Annotated in this window: 14 protein-coding genes; 9 read left to right on the top strand and 5 right to left on the bottom strand. The window is 63.2% G+C overall.

The features are described 5' to 3' along the window. The first annotated feature begins 413 nt into the window (after positions 1-413). The 6 genes from rfbC to ATO9_RS23740 all read left to right on the top strand — a co-directional run bounded on the left by rfbC (position 414) and on the right by ATO9_RS23740 (position 8,953). The gene (rfbC, locus tag ATO9_RS22145) at positions 414-986 is read left to right on the top strand and encodes a dTDP-4-dehydrorhamnose 3,5-epimerase (protein WP_043754682.1); all 573 of its coding nucleotides are present in this window, start codon (positions 414-416) and stop codon (positions 984-986) included. Next, a complete protein-coding gene (gene rfbB / locus ATO9_RS22140; protein WP_043754681.1) occupies positions 983-2,047 on the top strand; it encodes a dTDP-glucose 4,6-dehydratase in 1,065 nt (354 codons plus the stop codon). Before rfbC ends, rfbB begins: the two co-directional genes overlap by 4 nt. Continuing rightward, positions 2,044-2,907: a dTDP-4-dehydrorhamnose reductase gene (rfbD, locus tag ATO9_RS22135; protein WP_043754678.1), complete on the top strand. Its 864-nt coding sequence runs from the start codon at positions 2,044-2,046 to the stop codon at positions 2,905-2,907. The genes rfbB and rfbD overlap by 4 nt, the downstream gene beginning before the upstream one ends. Next, positions 2,904-3,785 (top strand): glucose-1-phosphate thymidylyltransferase RfbA, encoded by an 882-nt coding sequence (gene rfbA / locus ATO9_RS22130; protein ID WP_043754676.1) that lies wholly within the window; start codon positions 2,904-2,906, stop codon positions 3,783-3,785. The genes rfbD and rfbA overlap by 4 nt, the downstream gene beginning before the upstream one ends. 485 nt (positions 3,786-4,270) lie before the next feature. Continuing rightward, positions 4,271-6,460, top strand: a complete 2,190-nt coding sequence (locus ATO9_RS24975; protein WP_162183090.1) for a calcium-binding protein — start codon at positions 4,271-4,273, stop codon at positions 6,458-6,460. A gap of 93 nt (positions 6,461-6,553) precedes the next feature. Next, complete coding sequence (locus tag ATO9_RS23740; protein ID WP_052418533.1) at positions 6,554-8,953, top strand: hypothetical protein; 2,400 nt, start codon at positions 6,554-6,556, stop codon at positions 8,951-8,953. Positions 8,954-8,997: 44 nt separating this feature from the next. Here the strand turns inward: ATO9_RS23740 and ATO9_RS22115 are convergent, their stop codons facing one another. Together ATO9_RS22115 and ATO9_RS23735 are read right to left on the bottom strand one after the other, a co-directional pair. Continuing rightward, complete coding sequence (locus ATO9_RS22115; RefSeq protein ID WP_043754674.1) at positions 8,998-11,865, bottom strand: calcium-binding protein; 2,868 nt, start codon at positions 11,863-11,865, stop codon at positions 8,998-9,000. 161 nt (positions 11,866-12,026) lie between these two features. Next, a complete protein-coding gene (locus ATO9_RS23735; RefSeq protein WP_052418532.1) occupies positions 12,027-13,697 on the bottom strand; it encodes a calcium-binding protein in 1,671 nt (556 codons plus the stop codon). Positions 13,698-14,202: 505 nt separating this feature from the next. Here ATO9_RS23735 and ATO9_RS22105 point away from each other — a divergent pair. Continuing rightward, complete coding sequence (locus tag ATO9_RS22105) at positions 14,203-15,378, top strand: nucleotide sugar dehydrogenase (protein ID WP_043754672.1); 1,176 nt, start codon at positions 14,203-14,205, stop codon at positions 15,376-15,378. A 36-nt stretch (positions 15,379-15,414) separates the two neighbouring features. Here ATO9_RS22105 and ATO9_RS22100 read toward each other — a convergent pair whose 3' ends face one another. The 3 genes from ATO9_RS22100 to ATO9_RS22090 are packed head-to-tail and all read right to left on the bottom strand — an operon-like array spanning position 15,415 to position 21,146. Continuing rightward, on the bottom strand, positions 15,415-16,932 hold the full coding sequence (locus ATO9_RS22100) for a glycosyltransferase family protein (RefSeq protein WP_043754670.1): 1,518 nt from the start codon (positions 16,930-16,932) through the stop codon (positions 15,415-15,417). Further along, positions 16,919-20,302: a glycosyltransferase family 2 protein gene (locus ATO9_RS23730; RefSeq protein WP_052418531.1), complete on the bottom strand. Its 3,384-nt coding sequence runs from the start codon at positions 20,300-20,302 to the stop codon at positions 16,919-16,921. The genes ATO9_RS22100 and ATO9_RS23730 overlap by 14 nt, the downstream gene beginning before the upstream one ends. 37 nt (positions 20,303-20,339) lie before the next feature. Continuing rightward, positions 20,340-21,146: a sulfotransferase family protein gene (locus ATO9_RS22090; RefSeq protein ID WP_043754668.1), complete on the bottom strand. Its 807-nt coding sequence runs from the start codon at positions 21,144-21,146 to the stop codon at positions 20,340-20,342. 335 nt (positions 21,147-21,481) lie between these two features. On the opposite strand from ATO9_RS22090, the gene ATO9_RS22085 reads away from it, so the two are divergent. Next, complete coding sequence (locus ATO9_RS22085) at positions 21,482-22,624, top strand: GSCFA domain-containing protein (protein ID WP_052418530.1); 1,143 nt, start codon at positions 21,482-21,484, stop codon at positions 22,622-22,624. A gap of 245 nt (positions 22,625-22,869) precedes the next feature. Further along, the coding region (locus tag ATO9_RS22080; protein ID WP_043754666.1) for a beta strand repeat-containing protein at positions 22,870-26,950 on the top strand (4,081 nt) is incomplete at its 3' end.

Raw genomic sequence — 26,950 nt, 5'->3', positions numbered from 1 at the left:
CAACCTGCAGACTCTCATTATGAACGAGGGACCAACAGGGGGCAGGTCAGCTGTACTGGCATTCTTTCTGATGTAGCAAAATGCTAGAGAAGTTCCCTCGCGCTCCAAGATGAAATGCTTGCCCTTTCCCCCGCCACCGAATTTTGCGGACGTGTTGTCTAGGTGTGTGGAGAGCGGCATGAATACCTTTTCACCCAAAGTCCGTGGTGAGTGGGACAAGTTCCGTAAGATAAGTGCATAAGGCAACAGACCCTATGTGATTATGCGTTAATCTGCATCCATAGCAGCTAGGAAACAACCTTTCGCATGCGAAAGGTCCGCGGCCTTTGGTCGGGGCGGGCGATGGACGTAGACGATCCCGGACCGCCTTGCTAGAGGTTGGGCGCATTTGGTCCAAGCATTGAGGTTATGCCTTGCAAATTGAAGATACCGCGCTGCCGGGCGTCAAGCTGATCACCCCGCGCCGGTTCGGCGATCACCGCGGGTTTTTCTCCGAAAGCTACAGCCGCAAGGCACTGGCCGAACAGGGGATCGATATCGAGTTCTGCCAGGACAACCATTCGCTCTCGGCCCAGGTCGGCACGATCCGCGGGCTGCACTTCCAGGCCCCGCCCCATGCCCAGGACAAGCTGGTGCGCTGCGGCAAGGGATCGCTCTTCGATGTCGCCGTCGACATTCGCACGGGCAGCCCGACCTATGGCCAATGGGTGGGCTACGAACTGAGCTTTGAGAACGGCCGGCAATTGCTGGTGCCCGCGGGCTTTGCCCACGGCTTCGTCACGCTGCTGCCCGAGACCGAGATCATCTACAAGTGTTCCGACTATTACGCCCCCGAGACCGAGGGCGCTCTGGTCTGGGACGACCCCGCGATCGGCATCGACTGGCCGCTCACCGTCGATCCGGTGCTGAGCGAGAAGGACGCGGTGGCGCCGGGGCTCGACGGGTTCGACAGCCCCTTCACTTGGACGCCGGAGGACGCGGCATGAAGCTTCTCGTGACCGGCGGGGCCGGGTTCATCGGGTCGGCCGTGGTGCGGCTGGCCGTGGCGCGCGGCCACGAGGTGGTCAATCTCGACGCGCTGACCTATGCCGCCTGCCTCGACAATGTCGCGCCGGTGGCCGACAGCCCGCTCTATGCCTTCGAACAGGCCGATATCCGCGACCGCGCGGCGCTGGACCGGGTCTTTGCCACGCACCGGCCCGACGCGGTGATGCACCTGGCCGCGGAATCCCATGTCGACCGCTCGATCGACGGGCCCGGCGATTTCATCGAAACCAACATCACCGGCACCTACAACATGCTGGAAGCCGCCCGCGCCTACTGGGTCGGGCAGGGCCAGCCCGCGGGGTTCCGCTTCCACCATATCTCCACCGACGAGGTCTTCGGCTCGCTGCCCGCCGACCCTTCCGTGCAGTTCACCGAGGACACGCCCTACGATCCGCGCTCGCCCTACTCGGCCTCCAAGGCCAGTTCGGACCACCTGGTGCGGGCCTGGCACGAAACCTACGGCCTGCCGGTGGTGCTGACCAATTGCTCGAACAATTACGGCCCCTACCACTTCCCCGAAAAGCTGATCCCGGTGGTGATCCTGAACGCGCTGGCCGGCAAGCCGCTGCCGATCTACGGCAAGGGCGACAATATCCGCGACTGGCTGTTCGTCGAGGATCACGCCGATGCGCTGCTGCTGGTCGTCGAGAAGGGAGAGCTGGGGCGCTCCTACAATATCGGCGGCGAGAACGAGCGCACCAACTTGGAACTCGTCCGGACGCTCTGCACGATCCTCGACGGCAAGCGCCCAAAGGCGGAGGGGTCCTATGCGGACCAGATCACCTTCGTCACCGACCGGCCCGGCCATGATGCCCGCTATGCCATCGACCCGACCCGGATCCGCGAGGAACTGGGCTGGCGGCCCTCCGTTACCGTGGAAGAGGGGCTGGAGAAGACCGTCGACTGGTATCTCGACAACGAGGCCTGGTGGCGCCCGCTCCTGTCCCGCAAGGGCGTCGGCGAACGGCTGGGCACCGGCCAGAAGGAGAACGCGGAATGAAGCTGCTGGTTTTCGGCGAAATCGGCCAGCTGGGCCAGGAACTGCAACGCCGCGCCGGGGATGTCACCCTCGAGGTGCGCGGCCTGGAAGAGGCGGATTTCACCGATCCCGCCACCTGTGCCGGCTTCGTGGACCGCACCGATGCCGATGCGGTGATCAACGCCGTCGCCTACACCGCCGTGGACCGCGCCGAAGAGGATGAAGAGGTCGCGCTGATGGTCAACGCGACCACGCCCGCGGCGCTGGCCCGCGCGGCGGCGGCGCGCGGCCTGCCGCTGATCCAGGTCTCCACCGATTACGTCTTCGACGGGGCAGGGGACACGCCCTTCGCCGTGGATCACCCGACCGGCCCGCTGGGCGCCTATGGCCGGACCAAGCTGGCCGGCGAAGAGGGCGTCATCGCCGCGGGCGGCCCGCATGCGATCCTGCGCACCTCCTGGGTCGTGTCCTCGCATGGCAACAATTTCGTCAAGACGATGCTGCGGCTCGGCGCGGAACGCGACCGGCTGACCATCGTCGCCGACCAGGTCGGCGGCCCGACCTGTGCCGCCGATATCGCCGATGCCTGCCTGTCGATCGCCGCGCAACTGATCGCGGATCCGGCGAAATCCGGCACCTATCATTTCACCGGCGGCCCCGATGTCAGCTGGGCCGATTTCGCGCGCGAGATCTTCCGCCTGTCGGGCCTGAGCCCCGAGGTGGCGGATATTCCAACCAGCGATTACCCGACCCCGGCGCAGCGGCCGCTGAACTCGCGGCTCGACAACAGCCTGACCGAGACGACCTTCGGCATTCCGCGCCCCGACTGGCGCAAGGGCCTGCGCGACATCCTGCAAGACCTCGGAGCATTGAGCACATGACCAACCGCAAGGGCATCATCCTGGCCGGGGGCTCTGGCACCCGGCTCTATCCCATCACGATCGGCGTGTCGAAACAGCTGCTGCCGATCTACGACAAGCCGATGATCTATTACCCGCTGACCGTGCTGATGCTGGCCGGGATCCGCGAGATCTGCGTGATCACCACGCCCCATGACCAGGACCAGTTCAAGCGCACCCTGGGCGACGGGTCTCAATGGGGGATCGAGCTGACCTACATCACCCAGCCCAGCCCCGACGGGCTGGCCCAGGCCTATCTGCTGGCCGAGGATTTCCTCGACGGTGCGCCGTCGGCGATGGTGCTGGGGGACAACATCTTCTTCGGTCACGGCCTGCCCGAGATGCTGGAACAGGCCGGGCGTCAGACCGGGGGCGGCACCGTCTTCGGCTATCACGTGGCCGATCCCGAACGCTATGGCGTGGTCGCCTTCGACAGTGCCGGCAATGTCACCGAAATCGTCGAGAAACCCCCGGTGCCGCCGTCGAACTACGCGGTGACGGGGCTCTATTTCCTCGATGGCAGCGCGCCGCAGCGCGCGCGCGAGGTCAAACCCTCCGACCGTGGAGAGCTCGAGATCACCACGCTGCTGGAAAGCTACCTGCATGACGGGCTGCTGTCGGTGAAACGGATGGGGCGCGGCTATGCCTGGCTCGATACCGGCACCCATGCCTCCCTGCTCGATGCCGGGAATTTCGTGCGCACCCTGACCGAACGCCAGGGCCAGCAGGTCGGCAGCCCCGACGAGATCGCCTTCCAGATGGGCTGGATCACCAAGGAGGCGCTGCTCGACCGGGCCAAGGTCTTTGCCAAGAACGGCTACGGCGCCTATCTCGAAGCGCTGGCCATGGGCCGCGGCTGAGATCGCAACGCTTCTTAAGCAAAGTCTAACGAAGCGCCCAAATCTGGCCACCGCGCCGTCCCGCCCCGGCGGCAGAGGCGCGGCATATCCAGCCTCATCAAGGTGGGGATATGGATATGCTGGTACAGCCGGACGAAGAGCAGTTTACATTTTTGGAATCAGGGGTGATCGCCTCTGATTTTAACCCAGTCGAAGCGTCCACGCAGGGGATTGTCGATCTATTAATCATGGATCGCGATAACGGGCCCTTGGTCTACGCGACCACGCGGGCGGGCGGGGAAGGGATTACCGTACATGGCTTTATAGGTGGTAGCTTTACCCAGGTCGATCACGTGCGTTTTACGGGTGAGGATATCGCAGGCGCGGTGACGCGAATCTTACCAATCACCTTTGGGGCGACATCCTGGATAGCCATTACGGGACTTGATGACAGTATAGGTCTGCACGGTTGGAGGCTCGAGGGGGCCGGATATTTGGGCAGTACTATGCTGGAACCGGCCGGGGCAGCTCTGCCCGGCGCTCTAACCTTTGCCGAACAGCTCACCGTCCGAGACCAGGACTACCTCTATACCGTCGAGGGCGGACGAGAGATACGGCACTGGATGATTGACGAAAATGGACAGTTATCTGGAGGTACCGGTCAAAACTCGCAGCTCTCCGCTGAGAACGGTGGTCTAATAGACATGGACGGGTTTGCGCTGAACGGCGCGGGGCACCTGCTGGCCCTGTCGGGCGGCGATGTGCAGCTGGGCAGCTATTCTCCCTCCCGCGATGGCCGGTTGCGCATGCGTGACCAGGTCGAACAGGCGGACGGGATCGGCATCTCCCAGCCCTCCGCGCTCGAGGTCGCGGAACTGGCCGGGCGCTATTATGCCATTGTCGCGGCGCGCGGCTCCTCCAGCCTCAGCGTGATCGAGGTTGCCGCCGACGGCACGCTGATCCCCCGCGATCACCTGCTCGACAGTACCGAGACCCGGTTCGGCACCGCGGCCCATGTCGCCGTGGCCGCGCGCGGCGATCAGGTCTTTGTCGCCGCCGCCGGATCCGAGCCGGGGCTGAGCCTGTTCCAGCTGTTGCCCGGCGGGCGCCTGCTGCATCTCGACACCCTGGCCGATCATGCGGGCATCACCTTGGCCGACATCTCCGCGCTCGACATGCTGGCCCGTGCCGATGGCAGCCTCGGGATCGCCGTGGCCAGCGAAACCGAAGCCGGGGTGACCTGGCTCGACGTGGCCACGGGGCCGCAGGGTGTCATGCGACTCGGGAGCGATGTCGCCGCGGATCTCGCGGGCACCAATCGCGATGATCTACTTGCCGGTGGAGCAGGGGCTGAAACCCTCCGCGGCGGCAATGGCGATGATGTGTTGATGGATGGCGCCGGGGCTGATCGGCTGAGTGGCGGCGCGGGCGCGGATGTCTTCGTACTGGCTGCCGACGGCGTGATGGACATCATTACCGATTTCAACCCGGCCATTGACCGGCTCGACCTGTCGAACTGGACCTTCTTGCGCAGCCCCTCCCAGCTGACTGTTCTCCCGACCGGATACGGTGCTGAACTGGCATTCGGCGAGGAATTGCTGCGGCTGGAAAGCACCGATGGTTCGTCCTTCGATGCGGCGCTGATCCGCTCACTTTCCCTGCTGGATGGGGACCGTCTGCTGCCTGGCTGGTTCCAGGCTTTCGAAGAGATGGTCGCTGCAGATACCGGCAGCGATGCCAGCGAAACATTGACCGGGTCGAAGGCCCGTGACGTCCTGACCGCAGGGGCAGGCAATGACACGATCCTGGCGAGCGGTGGCGACGACATGATTGATGGCGGCGCGGGGGCGGATGTGATGAATGGCGGGCCGGGGTCCGATCACTACCGCGTTGACGATCTTGATGATCAGGTGGTGGAAAGCCGCCGCTGGGAAGGGCACGATTCAGTCGAAAGCTCAGTCGATTTCTGGATGGGACGCGCCCATATCGAGGACCTTGAGCTGACAGGCCAGGCTGACATCCGGGGTATCGGCAATGGGCTGGAAAACGTTATTCAGGGCAATTCAGGGTCTAATATTCTCGATGGCGGCAAGAACAACGACACGTTGGTCGGTGGGGACGGGGAAGACATCTATCATATCCGCGCTCCGGGAGATCGCGCGGTTGAACAGGCCGGCGGTGGCATCGATACGGTCAAGGCATTCCGCGCCCATGCGCTCGATGCCCATGTCGAACGGCTCTACCTGCAGACCTTGCGCAACGCTGCCGGCGAAGGTGTTGCCGGGGTGAACGGGGTGGGCAACGGGCTCGACAACACGATCGTGGGTAACCCGTTCGACAACATGATCATCGGCCGCGAGGGACGCGATACGCTGAAAGGGCAGGGGGGCGCCGACAGTTTTGTCTTCGACCGGGCCATCGGTCCGAACAATATTGATCGGATTATCGATTTCACTCCGGGCGAGGATGAAATCTGGATCAAGGCGGGCCTCGTCGGGCTTGGGAAAGGGCCATTGGCCTTGGGTAATTTCAGGCAGAATAGTGTCGCATTAGATGGCAATGACCATTTGCTCTACGACCGATCCTCTGGGGTGCTGCGCGTCGATCTTGACGGCAAGGGCGGCGCGGCGGCGCATGTCATCATGACCCTTGACGGGGCACCTGATCTGACTGCGGCGGATATCTTTCTGGTATGATGATCGCAGGCTCGGCCTGCAGGTTTTCTTGGACCGGGCCGAGCCGGGCACGTTAGACTGCACCTGTCTGACTAGCGGGGTAGGAGTACGAAAATGGCGCTGGAAATCACCTTCGACTACCGGTTCGATTCCTCCGGATTCTTCGATGACGCGGCCCGCCGCGCGGCCCTAGAAGAGGCCGGAGACATCTGGGGCAGCCTCATCAACGATACCTTCGCGACAGTACCCGCAGGAATCAGCTTTACCCTGGATGATCCGTCCTCTGACGGCACAACGCGCACGGTGACCCTGGACGAGCCGATCACCGGCCTGACGATCTTTGTCGGGGCCGAGGCCTTGGGCGGTCCCCTGGCTGTCGGGGGCTATTCCGGTACTTCTGCGTCGGGGGATGTCTTTCGTGCGCGGGTCAGTGGTGATTTCCGCGGCACCGGACCGGTGACCAATTTCGAACCCTGGGCTGGTACGATCAGTTTCGATCCCACCAAGAACTGGAGCTTCGACATCGACGGCCCCGTGGCCGGCGCCTCGGATTTCATTTCCACTGCCCTGCACGAAATTGGTCACGTTCTTGGGATTGGGACCGCACCGATCTATGACCAGATCGCGGCTGGTGGCGTCTTTGACGGACCCAATGCTCTGGCTGTGACCAGCGGCGCCGGCATTCCGCTCGAGGGGAACCTCTCGCATGTTCAGGATGGGTATGACGGCAACCAGGTCCTTATGGATCCGACCACCACGACTGGCACCCGCAAGCTCCCCTCGACCTACGATCTCGCGATGCTGGCCGATATCGGCTACGAGATCACCGGCTATACGGCTCAGGGCAGCACACCTGCGCTGACCACCTCCGGCAATGATCAGACCGTGTTTGGCACGATCATCGGCGACCTGATCGATGGTCTGGGCGGGGCCGACCAGATTCAGGGTGACGAAGGTGACGACACGCTGATTGGCGGTTCCGGGGCGGATACGCTTTTCGGTCAATCCGGTGATGACAGCCTGGAGGGCGGATCCGAAGCGGATCAGATGCAAGGCGGAAAAGGGTCTGATATTCTGCGCGGCCAGGCCGGCGTGGACCTGATGTTCGGCCAGTCCGGCGATGACCTGATGGCAGGGGGCTCCGGCGACGATGATCTCTATGGCGGCGCGGGTATCGACACGATGATCGGCGGGGCCGGCAATGACAGCCTGCGTGGCGGAGCCGATACGGATGAGTTCCGCATTCAGATGGGGGGCGGCCTGGCACGGCTCATCGATTTCGAGCTTGGGACTGAACTCATTCGGCTCTATGCCAGCGGATTTGCAGATGTGGGGGCGGTATTGGCCGCCGTGGAAAAACCCTTCTCCAATGTTTCGCGTCTGACGATGTCCAATGGCACACAGCTCGATATCTTCCATAGCTCGCAATCCGGCACCCCATTGACGGCGGCGAATTTCGAACTCTTCGAGTATGCGGATCCGGAGGCCCCGCCGTCGGTCAACCTGCAGGGCGATGCGGGCAACAACGTGCTGACCGGCAGCATCTTCGAGGACACTCTCGATGGCGCCGGAGGCAATGACGCGTTGTCTGGTCTTGATGGAATAGACACGCTTTTCGGCGGGGCAGGGGATGACACGCTCGATGGCGGTACCGGTGGGGATTATCTGAATGGTGGCCCCGGCTCGGACCGGATCATCGTCGACGACGTGGCTGACCGTGTCGCTGAAAGCCGCAGCTGGGCGGGCCATGACATTGTGGTCTCCAGCGTCGATTTCCGCATGGGCCGAAAGCATATCGAGGATCTGGAGCTGACCGGCACCGCCATCACCGGTGCGGGCAACGGGTTGCAGAACCGGATTACCGGTAACGACCAGGACAACATCCTGGATGGCGGCAAGAACGTCGACACGCTGGTCGGTGGCGAAGGCGACGACCGCTACCTGATCCGTTCGCCGGGCGATACGGCGATCGAACAGGCGGGCCAGGGCAATGACGTGGTTCTGGCTTTCCGCTCCTACGCTCTCGAGGCGCATATCGAGCAGCTCTTCATGCAGACCGTGCGCACCAAGGCTGGCGATCCGACCGAGTTCAACGGGATCGGCAACGGGCTCGACAACACCATCATCGGGACCCCCTTCGACAACACGATCGTGGGCCGCGAGGGGCGCGACACGCTGAAGGGCCAGGCCGGCGCGGATACATTCGTCTTCGACCGGGCAATCGGGCCGGACAACGTGGACCGTATCATCGATTTCAACGTGAACACGGCAAATGAAGGCGACATGCTGAAGCTGAAAGGCGCCGAATTCGGCGGCATGGCGGCGGGGATCCTCTTGGCCTCGGCCTTTGCCGCGGGCAGTGCGGCGGCGGATGCGAATGATCGCTTCGTCTTTGATCAGCCCACGGGGCGGCTCTGGTTCGACGCGGATGGCACCGGCGCGGGCGCCCAGGTGCTGATCGCGACCTTCGAACAGAACGCCCTGGTCACCGCAGCGGATATCGAGATTTTCTGAGAGGGCGGGGGGGCTGGACCTGCCCGCCCCCCGCTTTGACGTCCTCAGAGGATCTCGAACACTGTCTCGTTGACCAGGGTGGTGTTGCTCAACACGGCAAAGAGGATCTGATCGGCCGCGCCTGTGCCGTCCTCGTCGTAGAAAAGCTGCCCTGTATTCCGGTCGTAGATGATCCGGTCGTCGGCATCCATCGCCGCTGTCCCGCCGCGCAGGGCTGCGGCATCCAGCGTGCCACCTGCCATGCCCGCCAGCGCGGTGAAAACATTGGAATGCAGCTGGATGACATCGGCATTGCGCGAGAAATCGGTGATCGTGTCGACATTGTCCGGGCCAAGTGCCCGGTCGAAGCGGAAGCTGTCCTCGCCCGCGCCGCCGGTCAGGGTGTCGTTGCCTTCGCGGCCGCCCAGGATGTTGTTGGCCTCATTGCCGGTGATCGCGTTGTCCAGCCCGTTGCCGAATCCGTTGATGTTGGCGTTGCCGCCCAGTTGCAGCTGTTCGACATGGGCCGCCAGGGCATAGTCGACATAGGACAGCACACCGTCCTGGCCCGCATTCGCACCTTCGATGACGACGTCGCGCTTGTTCTCGACCACATAGCCGTCGTTGCCCAAGCCGCCCAGCATCACGTCGATCGCGCGGGCCGAACCGTCCAGCGTGTTGTCGCCGGCATTCCCCCGCAGTTCGCCGGAAAGCCGTCCCTGGTTGTGGCGAGCGATGTTCAGATCCTCGGTCCCCTGCAGGTAGATGTTCTCGATCTGGGCCTGCATCGCGTTGAAGTCGACCGAAACCGATGTGTAGACAGTATCGATATACTGGCTGGAAACGCCGTTCCCCTCGCCCTCGATGACATCGCCGACATTGTCCAGGAAATAGGTGTCCTGGCCATAATTGCCGTCCATCGTGTCGGCCCCTTCACCACCCTGCAGGGTGTCGTTCCCGTGCCCGGCCCGCATGCTGTCATCGCCGGAGCCACCGAACAGGCGGTCGTTGCCCCAATCGCTGCTCAGCGTGTCGTTGCCGGCATCGCCGTAAAGCCTGTCGTCACCGTTGCGCGACACGATCGAGTCGTTGCCCCCCTGTCCGCGCAGGACGTAATCGACCTGTGGGTTGTAGCTGTAGTTGTATTGCGTGCCTCTGATGTGGTTGTCGCCATTATTGCCGATACCGACGGTTGCATTCAGGCCGTAAAGCTCCAGGGATTCGAGTGTCGGAGCAAGATGATAGTTGATTCTGGTCTCGACCGTGTCGTTGCCACCGCCCGCGCTTTCGACGATGCGGTCGCCCTCGGATTCGACCACGTAAAGATCGTTGCCGCCACCGCCGGACATGAGATCGTCGCCGGAGCCTCCCTCCAGGGTGTCATGACCATTGCCGCCCAGCAGCGTGTCATTGCCGCTGTTACCATTCAGCCGATCGTGATGCCCGTTGCCCTCCAGCCGGTCATCACCCGAATAGCCGTCGATACGGTCGCGCCCCTCGGAGCCGTGGACGGTATTGTCGCCGCCATCGAGATAGGCATATCGAGTGAACGAATATTCCTCCGTCAGAACCAGAATCTCGATCCCGCGGAGTTCAGAGCCGCTCAGATGGTTTTGGGCAGAGTAATATCGGTCAATGCCCGGATCGTTGATCTCTTCGAACACCGTGTCATTGCTACCGCCGTAATAGGTGTCACTGCCGGACCCGCCGCGCATCGTGTCACGGCCTTCGCCACCGATCAGCGTATCATCCCCGGCATAGCCGAAGAGATTGTCATTGCCGAGCCCGCCCGCGATCAGGTCATTGCCTGCTTCGCCATCGATCCGGTTGTGCATTGCATTGCCCGACAGGATGAAATCCCCCGTGCCGTGCACGATCATGTTTTCCACATGTGCCGGGGCCTGGGCATTGCCGAAGACATGGACGGTATCGGTGCCGTAGCCCTGGCGCTCGACGATCACATCGCCGGGGTCCCGCCAGTAATAGGTGTCGTTACCTCCGCGCCCGGCCATGGTATCGTCCCCTGCACCACCCTCGAAGGAATTGGCGCCGCGATTGCCGATCAGCAGGTTGTCGAGCGCATTGCCTGTGGCGGAATAGCCGTCGCTGCCCAGCAGCTCCAGTTCCTCGATGAAGTCGGGCAGGGTGTAATCCATCGCCACGGCGACCCTGTCCGTATCCCCGGTATTGGCGGTTTCGACGATGGTGTCGTTTTCGTCCGACAAGACGTAGCGGTCATTGCCGATCCCACCATCCAGGAGGTCGGTGCCGGGGCCGCCAGCCAGGTCGTCATCGCCCGATCCGCCATAGAGGCTGTCATCGCCCGATCCGCCGGCCAGTACATCATGGCCGGCATTGCCCTCGATGCTGTCATTGTCCGATTCGCCGTTCAGCGTGTCATCGCCGCCATTGCCCAGCAGCGTGTCTTCTCCGACCCCGGTCGCGCCCCAATCCGCATCATCGGTGCCGACGAAGAGGTCGTTCTCCGTCTCTACGACATTCGGGATGTCCGCGAAGGGCAGCGCCTCCCCAGAGGCAAAGCCGGTGCCCGGCAGAGGGTTGCTGGCAGTGCCCGCGGTGACCTGGGAATAGAAGGTGGAAGCTTGGGAGATATCGAAGAGATCACCTCCCAGCAGCACCCAATAGCCGGTCATCGTGACCTGGTCATAGAGGTTGAGCACGAAAGTCGTCTTGTCCGTGTCCCAATCGTAACGCACGAAATAGACATCGCGATAGGGGCTGTTCTCGGTGAAGGAGAGCCCGTCGATCGAAATCGTATCGGCGTCGGAGTCAAAAGCGGCATTGAAAATGCCGTTCTGTTCGCGCCAATTGACGGTGAAATCAAGCTCTGGGAATTCTGCTTCGGAAACAAGGCCGAAGGTAACTTCTTCGAATGTCGAAGTGTTGAATCCGGCGGTCGTATAAGTTGTCATATTCAATGTCCCCAAAACAAAGCTGTTCAATTTCTCTTGAACGCTATGGTGAATTCGGGTGGAGGGGAAGCATCAAAGGGGCAGATCCGGGCATGAGCGGGATTGCGCTTCGCCCGGTCTGCATTGCGTTGACCATCAGGGTTCGGAAGAGGAACGGGCCCTCAGAACACCTCGAAATCTGCCGCGCGCAGGGCTGTATCGGGGGCAAGGATGGCGAAGAGGGTCTGGCCGCCGGCAGCTGCCCCATTGCCGTCGAACCACATGCGGCCCGTATCCTGATCGTAGATGATCCGGTCGTTCAGGTCTTGCGCCTCTGTGTCGAAGCGTAGGGACCCCGAGGGCAGGTTGCCCGCCGCCGGAAAGCCGAAGACAGACCCCTTGAGCTTGAGCACATCCACCCCGCTTTCGAAATCGAGGATCGTGTCGACATTGGTTGTGGCATTCAGGCCGCGATCGAAGACGAAGGTGTCCGCGCCGCCCTGGCCGCGCAGCAGGTCGTTGCCCTCGCGGCCGATGATGACGTTGTCGGCCATGTTGCCGACGATCTCGTTGCCCTCTTCGTTGCCGATGCCGTTGATGGCGACGGTGGTCTGCAGGTGCAGGTTCTCCACGTTGTCGGTCAGCAGATAGGAGCGGAACGCCCGGACGGTGTCGATGCCTTCATCGGCATTTTCGTTGACCGTGTCGCCGGGCGCGCGGACATGATAGATGTCGTCGCCGTCCCCGCCGGTCATCGTGTCATTGTTGCGTCCGCCATCCAGAAGGTTGTTGCCGGTATTACCGACGATCAGGTTCCGCTCGGTATTGCCGATGCCCCGCAGGTCACCGGTCCCTTGCAGGGCGAGGTTCTCGAAGTTGGCACCGAGGCGGAAATCGAAGAAGCTCAGCACGCTGTCGGTACCCTCATTGGGGTTCTCCGAGATACGGGTGGTGGGCATGTCCAGCCAATAGACATCCGAGCCAGGCCCGCCGAAGACGACACCGCCGACAATACCGCCGCCCTGGCCGTCATAGATATCGACACCTTCGCCCATCAGCAGGTTGCCGGTGACCGTGCCGCCGAAATTGTTGAACCGATCCCCACCATTGCGCAGTTCCACTTCGCCAGACAGGGTGCCGGTATTGGTCACTGTGTCATCGCCGGTGCCGAAGACGGCAGAACCCATCATTTGTCCTGAATTTTCCAGCTCCAGCGTGCCCTTGTTGTTGCCGAAGAAAGAGAAGGCCCCGCCGATCAGGGTGCCGCTGTTCTGTACCTGGTGGTCGGTGCCCTGGTCGATCACCACGGCCGTGGCACCGGAAATCGTACCGGCATTGGACAGCGAGAACCGCTCCAGATTGCCAAAGACCCCGGCCCCGACCCCGTATCGGTCACCGATGATATCGCCGGTATTGGTGATATCGGCATTGGTGCTTTCGATGTTGACCCCATCTAGATGGGTCCCGAAGATCCGACCGGTATTATGTAGGTCAAAATCAGTGCTGTCCTTGGTCGCCGCGACGCCGTAAATGCCCGAGATCACACCGGCATTGGCAATTGTCGTATCCGTGCCTTCACTGATCAGGGCCGAACCACCGTTGGTGCCGCCCATGACCAGCATCCCGCCCTCGTCGACGGTCACCCGGTTCTCGGAGGCGCCCAGCACGATGCGGATCGCGGCCCCGGACTCCGAGGCGACAAGGCCAGATACCACGGTCGTGTTGAACGCATTCGACATGGCGATCGCGTCGTTAGCTGTGGTGAAACTGCCTCCGTCCAGCACGACAGTGAAGTCGGAGCCGTTCATGAAGAGGGTCGTTGTACGGTTGGCCTGAACATAGGTAGCGGTCATCGGAAATTTCCTCCGGATCAAAAAGAATTGGTCTCAGGGTACCACATTCGGCTTGGACCCGGAGGTCAGGAATACCTTAGCGCGCGGCCGGCGGAAATTATTAACATAATATTACCTAGGCGCCCAATCATGTCGCCGGTTGCACGCTACCCTAAAGTAGGACTTTTGGATCGTGACAGGATGTTAAGAGCTGAAAGGACATCCTGAATGAAACGCAGATCTAGATACCTTCCATTGCTCAACAGGCCGAATCTGACGTCGAATTGGACGATTTGTCCAAGGCGCTAGGCCTTGTTGGCAAGCGTTTGCGCGATTTTGCGGCCTGTTCCCGTTTTCAGGAAAAACCGACCCGACCTTAACAATTCTTAACACTACCTGGCGCCGTGACAGGCACTTTGCCGCGCGGATCCCCCCGCGCCCGGCAATTGCGCAGATTGCCTGTGGGCATCGCCGCTGCACTTGCTATACCTGCTGCCACGAAGACCACATTTTCAAAGAGGCATAGATGTCAGGGAAAACCATTGCCGTTGCCGGGATCGGCTATGTCGGCCTGTCCAACGCCGTTCTGCTGGCCCAGAACAACACCGTGATGGCGCTCGATATCAGCGAAGACCGGGTCGCGATGCTGAACGACCGGAAATCTCCCATCGTCGATGCCGAGCTGGAAGATTACCTGGCCACCAAGACGCTGGATCTGATCGCGACCACCGATCCCGAGACCGCCTTTGCCGGCGCCGAGTTCGTGATCGTCGCCACGCCCACCAATTACGACCCCGAGACCAACTTCTTCGACACCTCCTCGGTCGAACAGGTGATCGAGACGGTGAGCCGGATCAATCCCGCCGCCACGATCATCATCAAGTCGACCATTCCCGTGGGCTATACCGCCGATTTGCGGACCCGGACCGGCAATGGCAACATCGTCTTCAGCCCGGAATTCCTGCGCGAGGGCAAGGCGCTCTATGACAACCTGCACCCGTCGCGCATCGTCGTGGGCGAGGACAGCGACCGTGCCCGCACCTTCGCCGCGCTGCTGCAGGAAGGCGCGATCGACGACGATGTTCCGACGCTGTTCTGCCCCTCCTCCGAGGCGGAGGCGATCAAGCTGTTCGCCAATACCTACCTCGCCATGCGGGTGGCCTATTTCAACGAGCTGGACAGCTATGCCCTGGCGCATGGGCTGGACAGCCGGCACATCATCGAGGGGGTGGGCCTCGATCCGCGGATCGGCACGCATTACAACAACCCCTCCTTCGGCTATGGCGGCTATTGCCTGCCCAAGGACACCAAGCAGCTGCTGGCCAATTACTCCGAGGTGCCGCAGAACCTGATCCTGGCCATCGTCGAGGCCAACCGCACCCGCAAGGATTTCATCGCCGAGCAGATCCTGGCGCGCAAACCCAGGATCGTGGGCATCCACCGCCTGGTGATGAAGGCCGGGTCGGACAATTTCCGCCAGAGCTCCATCCAGGGGATCATGAAGCGGATCAAGGCCAAGGGGATCGAGATCGTGATCTTCGAACCGGCCATGGAAGAGGACGAGTTCTTCGGCTCCAAGGTCGTCCGCGACCTCGCTGCCTTCAAGGACCAGGCCGATGTCATCGTCGCCAACCGCCTGAGCGAGGAACTGGAGGACGTGGCCGACAAGACCTTCACCCGGGACCTGTTCGGCACCAGCTGAAGTCATATGCGCGGCCCGGCCTAGGCCGGGCGCACCTTACCCTAGGCGCCGCTTCCGCGCTGCGATGTGATCGATCATTTCCGAGAACGTCACAGCGCGATGGTCGAAGGTGTGAGCGGCCATGACGATGTCGTGGGCCCGGGCCGCGCGGTCCAGATAGGGAGTGGGATCGGCGAAACAATCTTCGGCCACGGCGACGAATTGCTCCGCATCGCCAGCCTCGGAAATCGCGTCGCCGAAGACATCGGCTAAGCCGCGCACCGGATCTGTCAGGATCGGCGTGGCCACGCCCGATCCGTCGAAAAGCCTGTTCGACAGGAACCCGTTTTCGCGCATGCTGTCCCAATGGTCGTTCAGCAGCAGCAGATGGCTGCGATAGTAATCGGGCAGATCCGCATTGGCGATCGAGGTGCCACGCACCAGGCCCGGGGGCAGTACGCCCTCCCAGCCGCCGCCGTAGAGTTCCACCGGCAGGCGCTTGCGGATGCACCATTTCACCATGGTGCGGTATTCCTTCCGTGAATTGCCGACAAAGAGACCCGCGGGCAGGCGATCGACCTCTGGGTCGGGGCTGAAGAGCCGGGCATCTGTGGCTTGGTGCATCACGCTGACAGAAGGCAGGCCGCGATCCTTCAGGACCTGGGCATAGACATCTGAGGCCACCGCGACATGGTCATAATCAGCAAATTCCTCGTCGGGAATCCGGTCGGGATGCGAGATGATCCACATGATGTTGATCTTGCCGGGATCGGTCTTGACCCGGTGTCGACCACGGATCGCCAGCACGACATCCTCTTGGGCTTGGTGGGCGTACCAGGCATCCGCGGTGTCCACCCCGGCATGGTGGCCGATCTTTTCGAAGGCGGCGGCCAGGGAATTGGCGAAGTGGAAATCACCCCACATCGGGGCCTCTTTCAGGTTCGGGGTCGAGATCTTGATGCGGATCATCAACTCCTGCACCGGGCGGGGCTGGATCGACATGAGGCTACCGCGGCGGGCCGGCTCCAGGGTGACCTGACCATTCTGCAGAAGGTAATCCGACCCGGCAATGCCCAGCGACAGCGACACCGCGTGACCGGCCCCGGTGACACGGGGCGGCAGCAGCAGCACGAAGCGACCGCCTTCGGCAGCGCGGGCCACGGCAATGGCGGCAACGCCATGATCGTCATAGGCCACCACAGCACAGTCGCGATCGGGATGGCGGGTGTTGCGGGCCCAGCCGATGATCAGCCCGCCGCGCACCCGGTCGACCTGGCCAGACCAGCCGCCCACTTGGACAAAGAGCGGGGCGGCACCCGGCAGGTCGAGCACGAAATCCGCCGTCGGACGGGGGTCGAGCATCCAGGTGCCGGTACGCCCGATGCGCAGACAGCCGGGAGTGTCGCCATTGGCCAGTGTTACGGACAGCTCGGGATCGGCCCCCTGCCCTGGCGTCAGGCCGGCAAGCCCGGGCAGGATAACAAGGCCCTGGGGCACCAGCGGCAGCGGGGTCATGTCCAGGCCGACCGGTGCGGGACGGGGGTGCGGCACCGGGGGAATCTCAGACGCGTCCATCGATGATCTCCTTGCGGGGCTGATCGTGACACATCCGGTAGAGCGCATAGCCCAGCCGCTCCCGAGCCTGACCCGGATGGAAGGCAATGCTGTGCACGATCCGGCTGCGTTCCTTCAGCCGCTCCAGCCCGGCCTCGTCGCTGAGCAGCTTGCGGACTTTGTCACAGATCCATTTCGGGTCATTGACCTGGATTTCATAGGCCGCGCGGGCCTCGATCCATTGCCGGGCAAAGCCGGTGGCGCGGGCTCGGCCGGCATCCTGAAGCACCGTCGCCGGCACCCCCTGCCCCTGCAGGGCGGTCAACAGCGACAGCCCGATCGGGTCGAGCTCGGAGACCGGGGTCAGGCAGATCGTCATGGCAACCTGGCCCAGCAGATCCGGCAGGCCGGTCGCAGGATCGGTGGTCGCCGCCTTCCAGCCGGATCGGTCATGGCGCATCCAGCGGCTGTGACCTTCGCCGGGGGGGACCAGCAGGGTCAGGCTGCGGCGCTGTGCCTCTGTGGCGAGCTTGTCGCGCAGGGCCTTGCGCTCCTTGCCGGGCATCCGCGTTGGCAGCAAGCCCAGTACGGTCATCTCCGCCGGGGCGTGATCCCCCGCGGGCAGCGCTAGGGGCAACGCCCCGAGGTCGAAGCGGATGGTGGGGTTTTCCAGCCCGATCAGCGCTGTACCGTCCCCGGCCGGTCGCAGGCGCCAGATCCGGTCATGATCCACCCCTTCGAGGCGGCGCAGATAGGACCCGGTCGGCCCGACGGCAAGGATCGGCCGGCCACGCAGCAAACTCGCCAGCACTTGGCTGAGCCGCAGGGGGTCGCGCTGCAGGGCCAGCGGTACGGTGTGGCGTACCAGCCCCGCGGGGTCGTCAGCCCGGGCAGCGGACTGGTCGTCGGAACCGAGCTCCACCAGATCGACCCCGGCATGGGCCGCTGCGAGATGCGCCAGGCTTTCGGCAAGACTGCTGTCGGTCACGGTCGGACGATGACCGAGCGCCCCGCCGCAGAGCACCGTCACCCGGCCGCGGTCGGGCCAGGGAATATCGAGCGGCTGCGGGCCGTGCTCCAGGCGTCGCTGGGTCTTTTCCCCCACCGTGTCGCGAGCGGTGGAGTTCATGAACAGGTGCGTCACCTGCCCCCAAGCCACGTTGCGACGGTAGAAGACGCCGACATGGTTGACGAAGATCGGCCGGAACACTGCCGTGTAGCGCAGCGCCAGGTCCCAATCCTGAAGCCGCGGCAGGCTGGTATCGAAGCCGCCGATCCAATCATAGAGCCGGCGGTGATGCAGGATTGAATTGAGATCCATGAAATTGCGCGAGCTCAGCCGGATCGGACGGAAGGTTGGGCGAGAGATCTCCTGCAAGGTCACCTTGGCGCCCTGGATCTCGGTATCGAGATAGGCCGCATAGGCGATCTCGGTGCCAGGGGTGGCCAGCAGCCGGCGCAGCATCATGTCGAGGAACAGCGGATGCCAGATATTGTCGCTATCAAGATAGGCGATGTATTCGCCGCGCGCATGGGCCAGGCCCTTGGAGCGTGCCCCCGCCCCGTTCGACTTCAGGAACTTCATGTAGCGGATGCGCGGATCGGCGAAGTCACGGACCACGTCGGCGGTCCGGTCCTCGCTGGCATCGTCGCAGATGATCAGCTCCCAATTGTCATAGCTCTGTTCGATGACGCTCTGGATCGCCTCGCCGATGGTGAAGGCACGGTTCCAGGTCGGCATAATGATCGTGACAAGCGGCTTGCGGGTCAGTGCCACGGAGGCGATATCGCGGCGCATTGCCAGGTCGTCACGGTCGATCTCGAGCTGGGTGTTTTCCGACATGTCGAGCCGTGACAGCCAGGCTGCATAGATCGATTCCGGCGGCGCCATCGTGGCGACCGGCGCCCCCAGCCGCGCCGGGATCGGCATGTCGGGCTCCGGCGCGTCCTCGACCATCATCCTGTCGTCGCGGACCGCATTGTGCAGCACCCCGGCCTGGTCGCCGGCATTGTATTTGCGCGCCAGCACGCGACGCAGTTCATGGCTGAGCCCGGCCAAGGTTTCCAGCGCCCCATGACCCCGGGCCAGTTCCAGTGCGAAGAGACAAGGCAGGCGCCCCTCTGCTACCGCATCAGCTGCGGCCGGGTAATGGGCTCGGGCGGCGGCCTCATCGAAGAATGGACCGGGAGAATATCCTTCCGCGGCACCGGTGTCGCGGTAATGGGCGATCAGGTCCTCAGGCGCATCCAGACCGCGCGCGGCCGGAACCGCCCAGCGATACCAGAGTGGATCGAACCGGTCGTCGGGCTCGGCGCAGAAGGTGTCGAAAGCGGCGCGAGCGGTGGCGCAGGCCTCCTCTGCCAGGGCACTGGCGGGCAGGTCGCGGATCAGTTCCGCTTCGATCTTCTCGCCGGTGATGGCGAAACGGGCCAGCAGTTCTCCGGTCCCGGCGGCCTCGACGGTCAACGCCCGTGCCCCTGGCGGCAGATCCGCCATGACCCGGCCCCCGGCACTTTCGGAAGGCAGGTCGGTTCCGTCGGCCCTGAGAACGACCTGCGCCTCGACGCGGCGTGCCTCGCTATCGCGCAGATCCAGGGTCAGACGGCCGGCATTGAGGTCCTCGATCTCGACAAAAAGCCGCTCGGGCGCGAGGGCAAAGCTGACCGGACAGCCATCGAGGCGGCGTCCGCCCTGGTCGAACTGGACCACGGCCTCATGCGTGGTGCCGTCACGCAGAATGTCGGGCACGTTCAACCGAAACCCCTGCCGCGAGCCGGTGCCGAAACCCGGCACCTCGCGATCCAGCACAACGGTCTCTCGAGTGCCATCATCGAAGCGCACGGTGACCTGCGAGCAGCCATTGGCCCAGCCGGATACCGAGGCGGTCAGCGGATCGAAGAAGGCCACCCCTTCGGAGGTGAAAGGCTCTTCCCGGGCAGCGGCTTGCGGCACGGTACTGACCTGGATTGCCTCTGCAGCGGCCTCGTCACGCAGCTCATCGGGGTCCGCGGGAGCGGAGGCCGACTCTTCGGGGCTGCCGGTGGCCTCGATCTTCAGTCGTCCGCCACGCAATTCGGGCCCGTCGATCCCGAGGCGCACCACGACCTCGTGGGCCTTGCCGTCGCGCAGCTTACGCGGCAGCGTTGCATCGAACCCGCAGCGCAGCGGGCCGAGACCCGCGGATTGCACATCTTCCCGGGCCAGATCCGCGATGATGTTCATCTCGGGTCGGCCATCGACATGCACGCTCAGCAGCGCGGGAGAACCAGGATCGGAGGGGTCATAGGCCCAGCCGGCGATGCGGGCGGCATCCATATGGTCAACATAGCCCGGAGGGCCGCTTTTGATCAGCCGCCTTGCAACGCGGGTCAGAAATGTTTTCGCCGTCATCCTGGCCTGCCGGGAAGTCCGGCCTCAAAATTTCGTTTCAGAGCGCCCCCGGGGAGACGCCGTAGCGGGCCGACCAAATTTCGGCCTGCTCCCTCGCAACCTTACGCAATCCGCGGATATGTCCCTGCTCCACGGCGCGATACTCTTCAGCAAACTTCTTGGGCACCTTGCGGGGCTCCCTGCTCATGGCAAACTCGGCATGGGACCGCAAGACTTCGGAAAAGCTTTCATCCTCAGGCAGGTCGAGAAACGCCAGAAGTGCCGCTTCCGTCATCTCGGGATCATCATACATTGAATCGTAATCGAGCAGCAGGACCTTTTCGCGCATCTTCCGGTCCCGCAGCATGTCATGCAGGATACCCATCTGTTCGGCCCAGCTTTCGCAGGCGGCGACAAAGCCCTTGCCGGCAGGCCAGGCATCGCGGGGTTTATCGGCCCGGGTCTGCCAGGACAGGCCAACATCCTTGAGGTTGCGCAGGATGGAAATATAGCGAAAGCCGGGATTTTCCTCGAAGAACCGGTGCAGGACCGGGATCAGGTCAGGCACCTTGTCACCGATCACCCGGGCGCTGTCCCATTTCTCGGCGATCGTCTCGTAGGTCGGGGCCCAGGCCGGGCGCAGCTCGGGGATCAGGTTGGTGTCTTCCGGCCGGAAATCGAAGAACCGTTCGCGAGTGAACAGGTCGGCGGAGAAATTATCTTCACGCAGGAACTGGAACTTGAACCGTTCGATCCCCAGACCGACCAGGGGATGGGCATTGAGCAATTCGCCCAGGGCAGTTGTGCCACTGCGGGCCACGCCGGTCACGATGAGGGTTGTCTTGTCTTCGATATGCTCGGCCATATACGCTCGTACTCTCAACTGCCTGCGTCCTGGGCCGGGCCTAGGGCGCGACAGGGCTGGCCAATCGTTCCGGCGATATGTGCCGCAGCCGGCGATACAGTGCAACCTTTTTGCGCAAATTCACGGCAAGGCTTTGCCCACGCGCGCACAAATCATCTTGCACGTGCAGCGAAAAACCCGTTTCTATGAGGACAGGACATCCGCCCTGTCGGCCCGCCAGCCCGGGGATTTGCAAATGACCTTTGCGAAAGCCCCCGTGCCGACGACGCGGCCGCAGGCTCCACCATTTTCCGTGCCAGATACGTCCATTGCGGCACGACAGGAATAATGATCCCATGATTTCAGCAAAAGAAGCCCTCGATCTCAGCCGTACCAACGCCCATGACCGCTGGAGCAAGGGCGACGGTTCCGCCGCCGAACGCATCGAGGACCGCATCATCGTCCCCCTGGGCAAGCAGAGCTTTTCCGCCAAGCCCGACGACACCTTCTTCGCCATCGGGTCGTGCTTTGCGCGCAACGTGGAAGAACGGCTGCAACAGGCAGGCGCCACTGTTACCAGCCTCAATATCAAGGTCCGCGACCTCGGCGACCAGAGCGCCCGCGAAGGCGGCGTATTCAACAAGTACACCCCGACCTCGATCCTGCAGGAACTGAAATGGGCCGCCGGGATCGAAGCCTATCCCGAGGCGGCGCTGCTGCCGCTGGCGGGCGGGTTCTTCTACGATCCCTACCTGTCGGGCAAAGCCGGGCGGGACACCGCCGAGGAGCTGATGGCTCGCCGCGAGGAAGTCCGCCAGTATTTCGCCCAGGCCTTCGAGGCCGACGTGGTCGTGCTGACCCTTGGCCTGATCGAAAGCTGGATCGATACCGTGACCGGCCTGCATCTGAACGAGGCACCGAGCCCCAAGCTGCTGGCCCGCGACGGCGATCGCTTCGCCTTCCACCGGTTCAGCCTGGAAGAAGTCGAGGCCGCGCTGGAGGAAATTCGAACGATTCTTGAAACCCACGGCAAGCCCGGCCAGAAACGCATCGTCACCGTGTCGCCCGTGCCCCTGGGCCGGACTTTCACCGACGAGGATATCGTCATCGCCAACATGACCTCCAAGTCGACCCTGCGCGTCGCCGCGATGCGCTTGGCCGAACGCACCGAGAGCATGGACTATTTCCCCAGCTACGAGGCGGTAGTGACCTCGGACCCGGCCCTGTCCTGGCAGCGCGACCGGCGCCATGTTTCCGACGTGGTGGTTGGACAGATCATTCAGACCTTCCTAGTCCGTTACGGCGTGTCCGATCAGCCCCCGGTCGACCTGACCGAGGCCGTGGCCGCTTTGGAGAACGACGAATCCTATCAGAAATGGGCGGCGGAGGCCGAGGACCCGACAATGCTCCTGGCGCGAATGAACCAGGAGGTGAACAAGTACAAGAACATGGTCATCCGCCTGCAGAAAGATTTGCGTCAGCAGCGTAAATCGGCCTGAGCGTCAAAACCGCCCGATCTGAGTCTCTCTTGCAACCCGGGGCATGAAAAGTGCCTTTAATCGCGTGCATCCCCTTGCATGCGCGGGCTTCGATTCGGCATAAGCTAAAAAATGCCGACATCTTTTTTATTAAGGAACCGGCGAGAATTCGCCGCCCGAAATCGCGGTCAATAACGATAAAAAAAGTATTTTGACGCATGTGGCATGGGCGCAGAAAGCAGCCCGCAGCAGGAGAGATACCCCGGATGTCCACCATTATTGGCCGCCTTTCGAAGAATGCCGATTCCATTACCGGTACCGCCGCAGATGAAACCGTCGAGGTTCCGTCCTCCAATGGTAACCTGACAGGATCGGACACGATCGCGGCGGGCGCCGGGTTCGACACGCTCTATTTCGAACGCAACCTGGCCCTGGGCATCAACGGCTCCGTTCACCTGACCAATACGACCGGCATCGACGAGCTGGATTTCACCATCGCCACCAGCGCCATCGTCGCGCTGGACGATGCCTCTATCCTGCAATCGGACAATGATACACTGCGCCTGACCTTCGACGGCGATCCCTTGTCGCTGGACATGCGCCTGGTGACCCCAGGCACGGGCACCGTGGAAATCAACGGCACCGGCACCGTGACACTCTACGATGCGGCCCCCGCCGCGGTCAGTGTCTCCTCTGCCCTGGGCTCCGGCGCGACCATCATCGGCGGCAATGGCCGCGAGACCATCACCGGCGCGGACCAAGCGGATACCCTGACCGGCAATATCGGCGACGATATCCTGACCGGTGGCGGCGGCGCGGACGAACTGGATGGCGGTGACGATAACGACCGGCTCTATGGCGGCGGCGGTGCCGACGTTCTGGCCGGCGACAACGGCTATGACTTGCTGTCGGGCGGGGCGGGTAGCAACACCGTCGAGGGCGGGGCCAATTCCGATGCCTTCGTCGTCACCTCCGGCGAAACCCTGACGATCTCCGATTTCGATGTCACCGACCCGATGGAGCGGATCGACCTGCGCGCGCTCTCGGGTGTCGACTTCTCCGACCTCACCATCACCGCCAATGGTGGCAATGCCCGTATCACCTCGGGTGCGACGACGATCACCCTGACCGGGGTTGCTTCGGGTGACTTGACCGCAGCGGATTTCATCTTCGACGGCGACACGGTCCAGGCCGTGGCCGAGGCGCTGAGTCTGTCCCCGGATTTCGAATTCTCGGATGCGGCGGACAATTTCGTCGGGACCGGGGCCGACGAGATCTTTGAGGTGAAGGGAAATTTCGCCAAGCTCAACAGCAATGATACCTTCGATGGCGGCGCGGGCACCGACGTACTGCGGATCTGGGGCGAGGACCGAGCACTTGGCGCGGCGCGGATCCCCGGCATCTCCGGGATCGAGATCATCGACATGTCCGGCGCCGAGGCCCTGAGCGGCCCGCTGGAGGTCGAAATCACCCAGGCCATGGTGAGCAGTTCCGATACCGGATCGATCACCGTGAAGATCGGTAACAACGACACGATCCTGCTGACCGGAACCGTCGCCTCCGCCGGTGACGTGGTCGTCGAGGGCACGGGCGAAGTGACCCTGCGGGATGCCGATGGCCAGGGCGTGACCATTTCCGACCATTATGCCGGTCATGTAACCGGTCAGAACAAGGCTGACGCCGTGGTCGGCGGGGCGCTGGACGACACGATCACCGGTTCCGGCGGCGATGACACGCTGTCGGGCGGAGCCGGCAATGACGAGATCTCGGGCGGGGACGACAATGACGTCCTGTCCGGCGGCACCGGAACCAACACCGTGTCGGGTGGCGCGGGCACCGACCGCTTCGTGATCAGCGCCGGTGAAAGCGTCACCATCGCCGATTTTGAGGGCGCCGACAAATACGAGCTGATCGACCTGACGGCCTTTGCCGGGCTGACCTTCGGCGATCTGAGCCTGTCCGATTCCAGCGGCAATGCCCGCATCGTGCTGCCCGACGGCACCGTCTTCGTGCTGACCGGCGTCGCCCATAGCGACCTGAGCGCCAGGGATTTCCTCTTTGCCGGCCAGACCGTGCCCGAGATCTTCGTGCTCTCCGACGGGGCCGACAGCTTTACCGGCGGGGACGGAAACGACCTGTTCGATTTCATCGGTCAGATCAGCCAGCTCGACGCCAGTGTCGACAGTCTGGTCGGCGGTGCGGGCATCGATGTGCTGCGCGTCTTCGGCGCGGACCGCGTGCTGGGCGCCGTGCGGCTGGATGCGCTCGAATCCGTCGAGGTTCTGGATCTGAGCAACGTGACAGGATCGCTTGATGTGGCGGTAGATGCCGACAATGCGACCCAGTCCGATACCGGTAGCCTGCTGATCAAGTTCAACGGCAATCCGCTGTCACTGAACACCGGAGGCGTGACCTCGGCCGACCAGGTCGTGGTCGAAGGCACCGGAACCGTCACCCTGGCCCCGGGGACCCCGGGGCAGATGGTCTCCATCTCCGATGCCGTTGGTGGCGACGTCGTCACCGGGCCCAGCGCCACGGTGGTCAAGGGCGGGGACGGCAATGACAGCATCACGGCGTCCGATGGCGCCGACACCCTATCCTCGGGGGCCGGCAACGATACGATCCTGGCCGGGGCGGGCAATGATATAGTCACCACAGGGACCGGCACCAATACCGTGACCGGCGGCACGGGAACCGACCGCTTCGTGATCGAAGCCGGCGGCACCACTACCATCACCGATTTCGAAGGCCACCGGGCCTATGAACTGATCGACCTACGCGCCTTCGCAGGCGTCGGCTTTGCCGATCTGACGATCACAGCGAATGGTGGCAATGCCCGCGTCGCCCTGCCCGATGGCACGATCGTCGTGCTGACCGGCGTCGCCGCGGCGGATCTGAATGCCGATGATTTCATCTTCGACGGTGAGGCCTCTCCCGAGCTCTTCACCCTTTCGGCCGGGGCGGACAGTTTCACCGGCGGGGCCGGCAACGACATCTTCGACCTTGTCGGCGCAACGGCACAGCTGGATGCGTCAATCGACAGCCTGGACGGTGCCGCCGGCACCGACGTCTTGCGCGTCTTCGGCGCGGACCGGGTTTTGGGTGAGGCACGGCTGGATGCACTGGCCTCAATCGAGGTCCTCGACCTGACCAACGTGACCGGGTCGCTGGATGTGGCGGTGGATGCAGGCACGGCCGCACAATCCGATACCGGCGCGCTCACCATCCGCTTCAACGGCAATCCGCTGTCACTGAACACCGGCGGCGTGACCTCGGCCGACCAGATCGTGGTCGAAGGCACCGGGACCGTCACCCTGGCCCCGGGAACACCGGGGCAGATGGCCTCCATCTCAGATGCCGTTGGTGGCGACGTCGTTACCGGGCCCAGCGCCACGGTGGTCAAGGGCGGGGCTGGCAATGACAGCATCACAGCGTCCGATGGCGCCGACACCCTATCCTCGGGGGCCGGCAACGATACGATCCTGGCAGGGGCGGGCAATGACGAGATCACCGTCGGCGCGGGCGTCAATTCCGTCACCGGCGGCACTGGCACCGACCGCTTCGTGGTCGAGGCTGGCGGTACCACCACCATCACTGATTTTGCGGGCAGCACTGCCTATGAACTGATCGATTTGCAGGCCTTTGCCGGCCTTGGTTTCGACGATCTGACCATCTCCGCGAATAACGGCAATGCCCGGGTCGATCTACCTGACGGCACCACCTCGATCATTCTGACGGGGGTGGATGACGCATCCCTGAGCGCCGCTGACTTCATCTTCGAAGGCCAGGGCGCCTCGCAACTCTTCACCCTGACCGATGGGGCCGACAATTTCACCGGGGGCGCCGGTAACGACATCTTCGATCTGGCCGGGAACCTCGGCCAACTCGACGCGTCGCTCGACACGCTCAATGGCGGGGTCGGGCTGGACGTGCTGCGGGTCTTCGGCAACCGAGCCGTCACCCAGCTGGGCGAGGCGCGTCTGGATGCGCTGACATCAATCGAGATCATCGACCTGACCAACGTGGTCGGCAATTACGACGTCACCATCGACGATGCGATCGCCACCAGATCGGAAACCGGCGCGATCACCATCCGCTTCGGCGGCGGCGACCTGGCCCTGAACACACGGGGCGATAACGGCGCCAGCGGTGTGACCTCGGCCAGCCAGGTTGTTCTGGACGGCACCGGATCGGTGCAGCTGGCCTCGGCCAATGCGGGCCAGATGGTCACCATCGGCGATACGACCGGCGGAAATGTCACCGCAGGCGACGACGCAACGGTCATTATCGGCGGGTCTCAGAGCGACAGCATCACCGGCAACGATGGCGACGACACGCTCAAGGGCG

Origin of the sequence: Pseudooceanicola atlanticus (assembly GCF_000768315.1) — a bacterium.
In the GTDB taxonomy this organism is placed as follows: Bacteria; Pseudomonadota; Alphaproteobacteria; order Rhodobacterales; family Rhodobacteraceae; genus Pseudooceanicola; species Pseudooceanicola atlanticus.
Note: the sequence above shows the minus strand (reverse complement) of the source record. Positions and strands in the feature narration are given on the sequence as shown.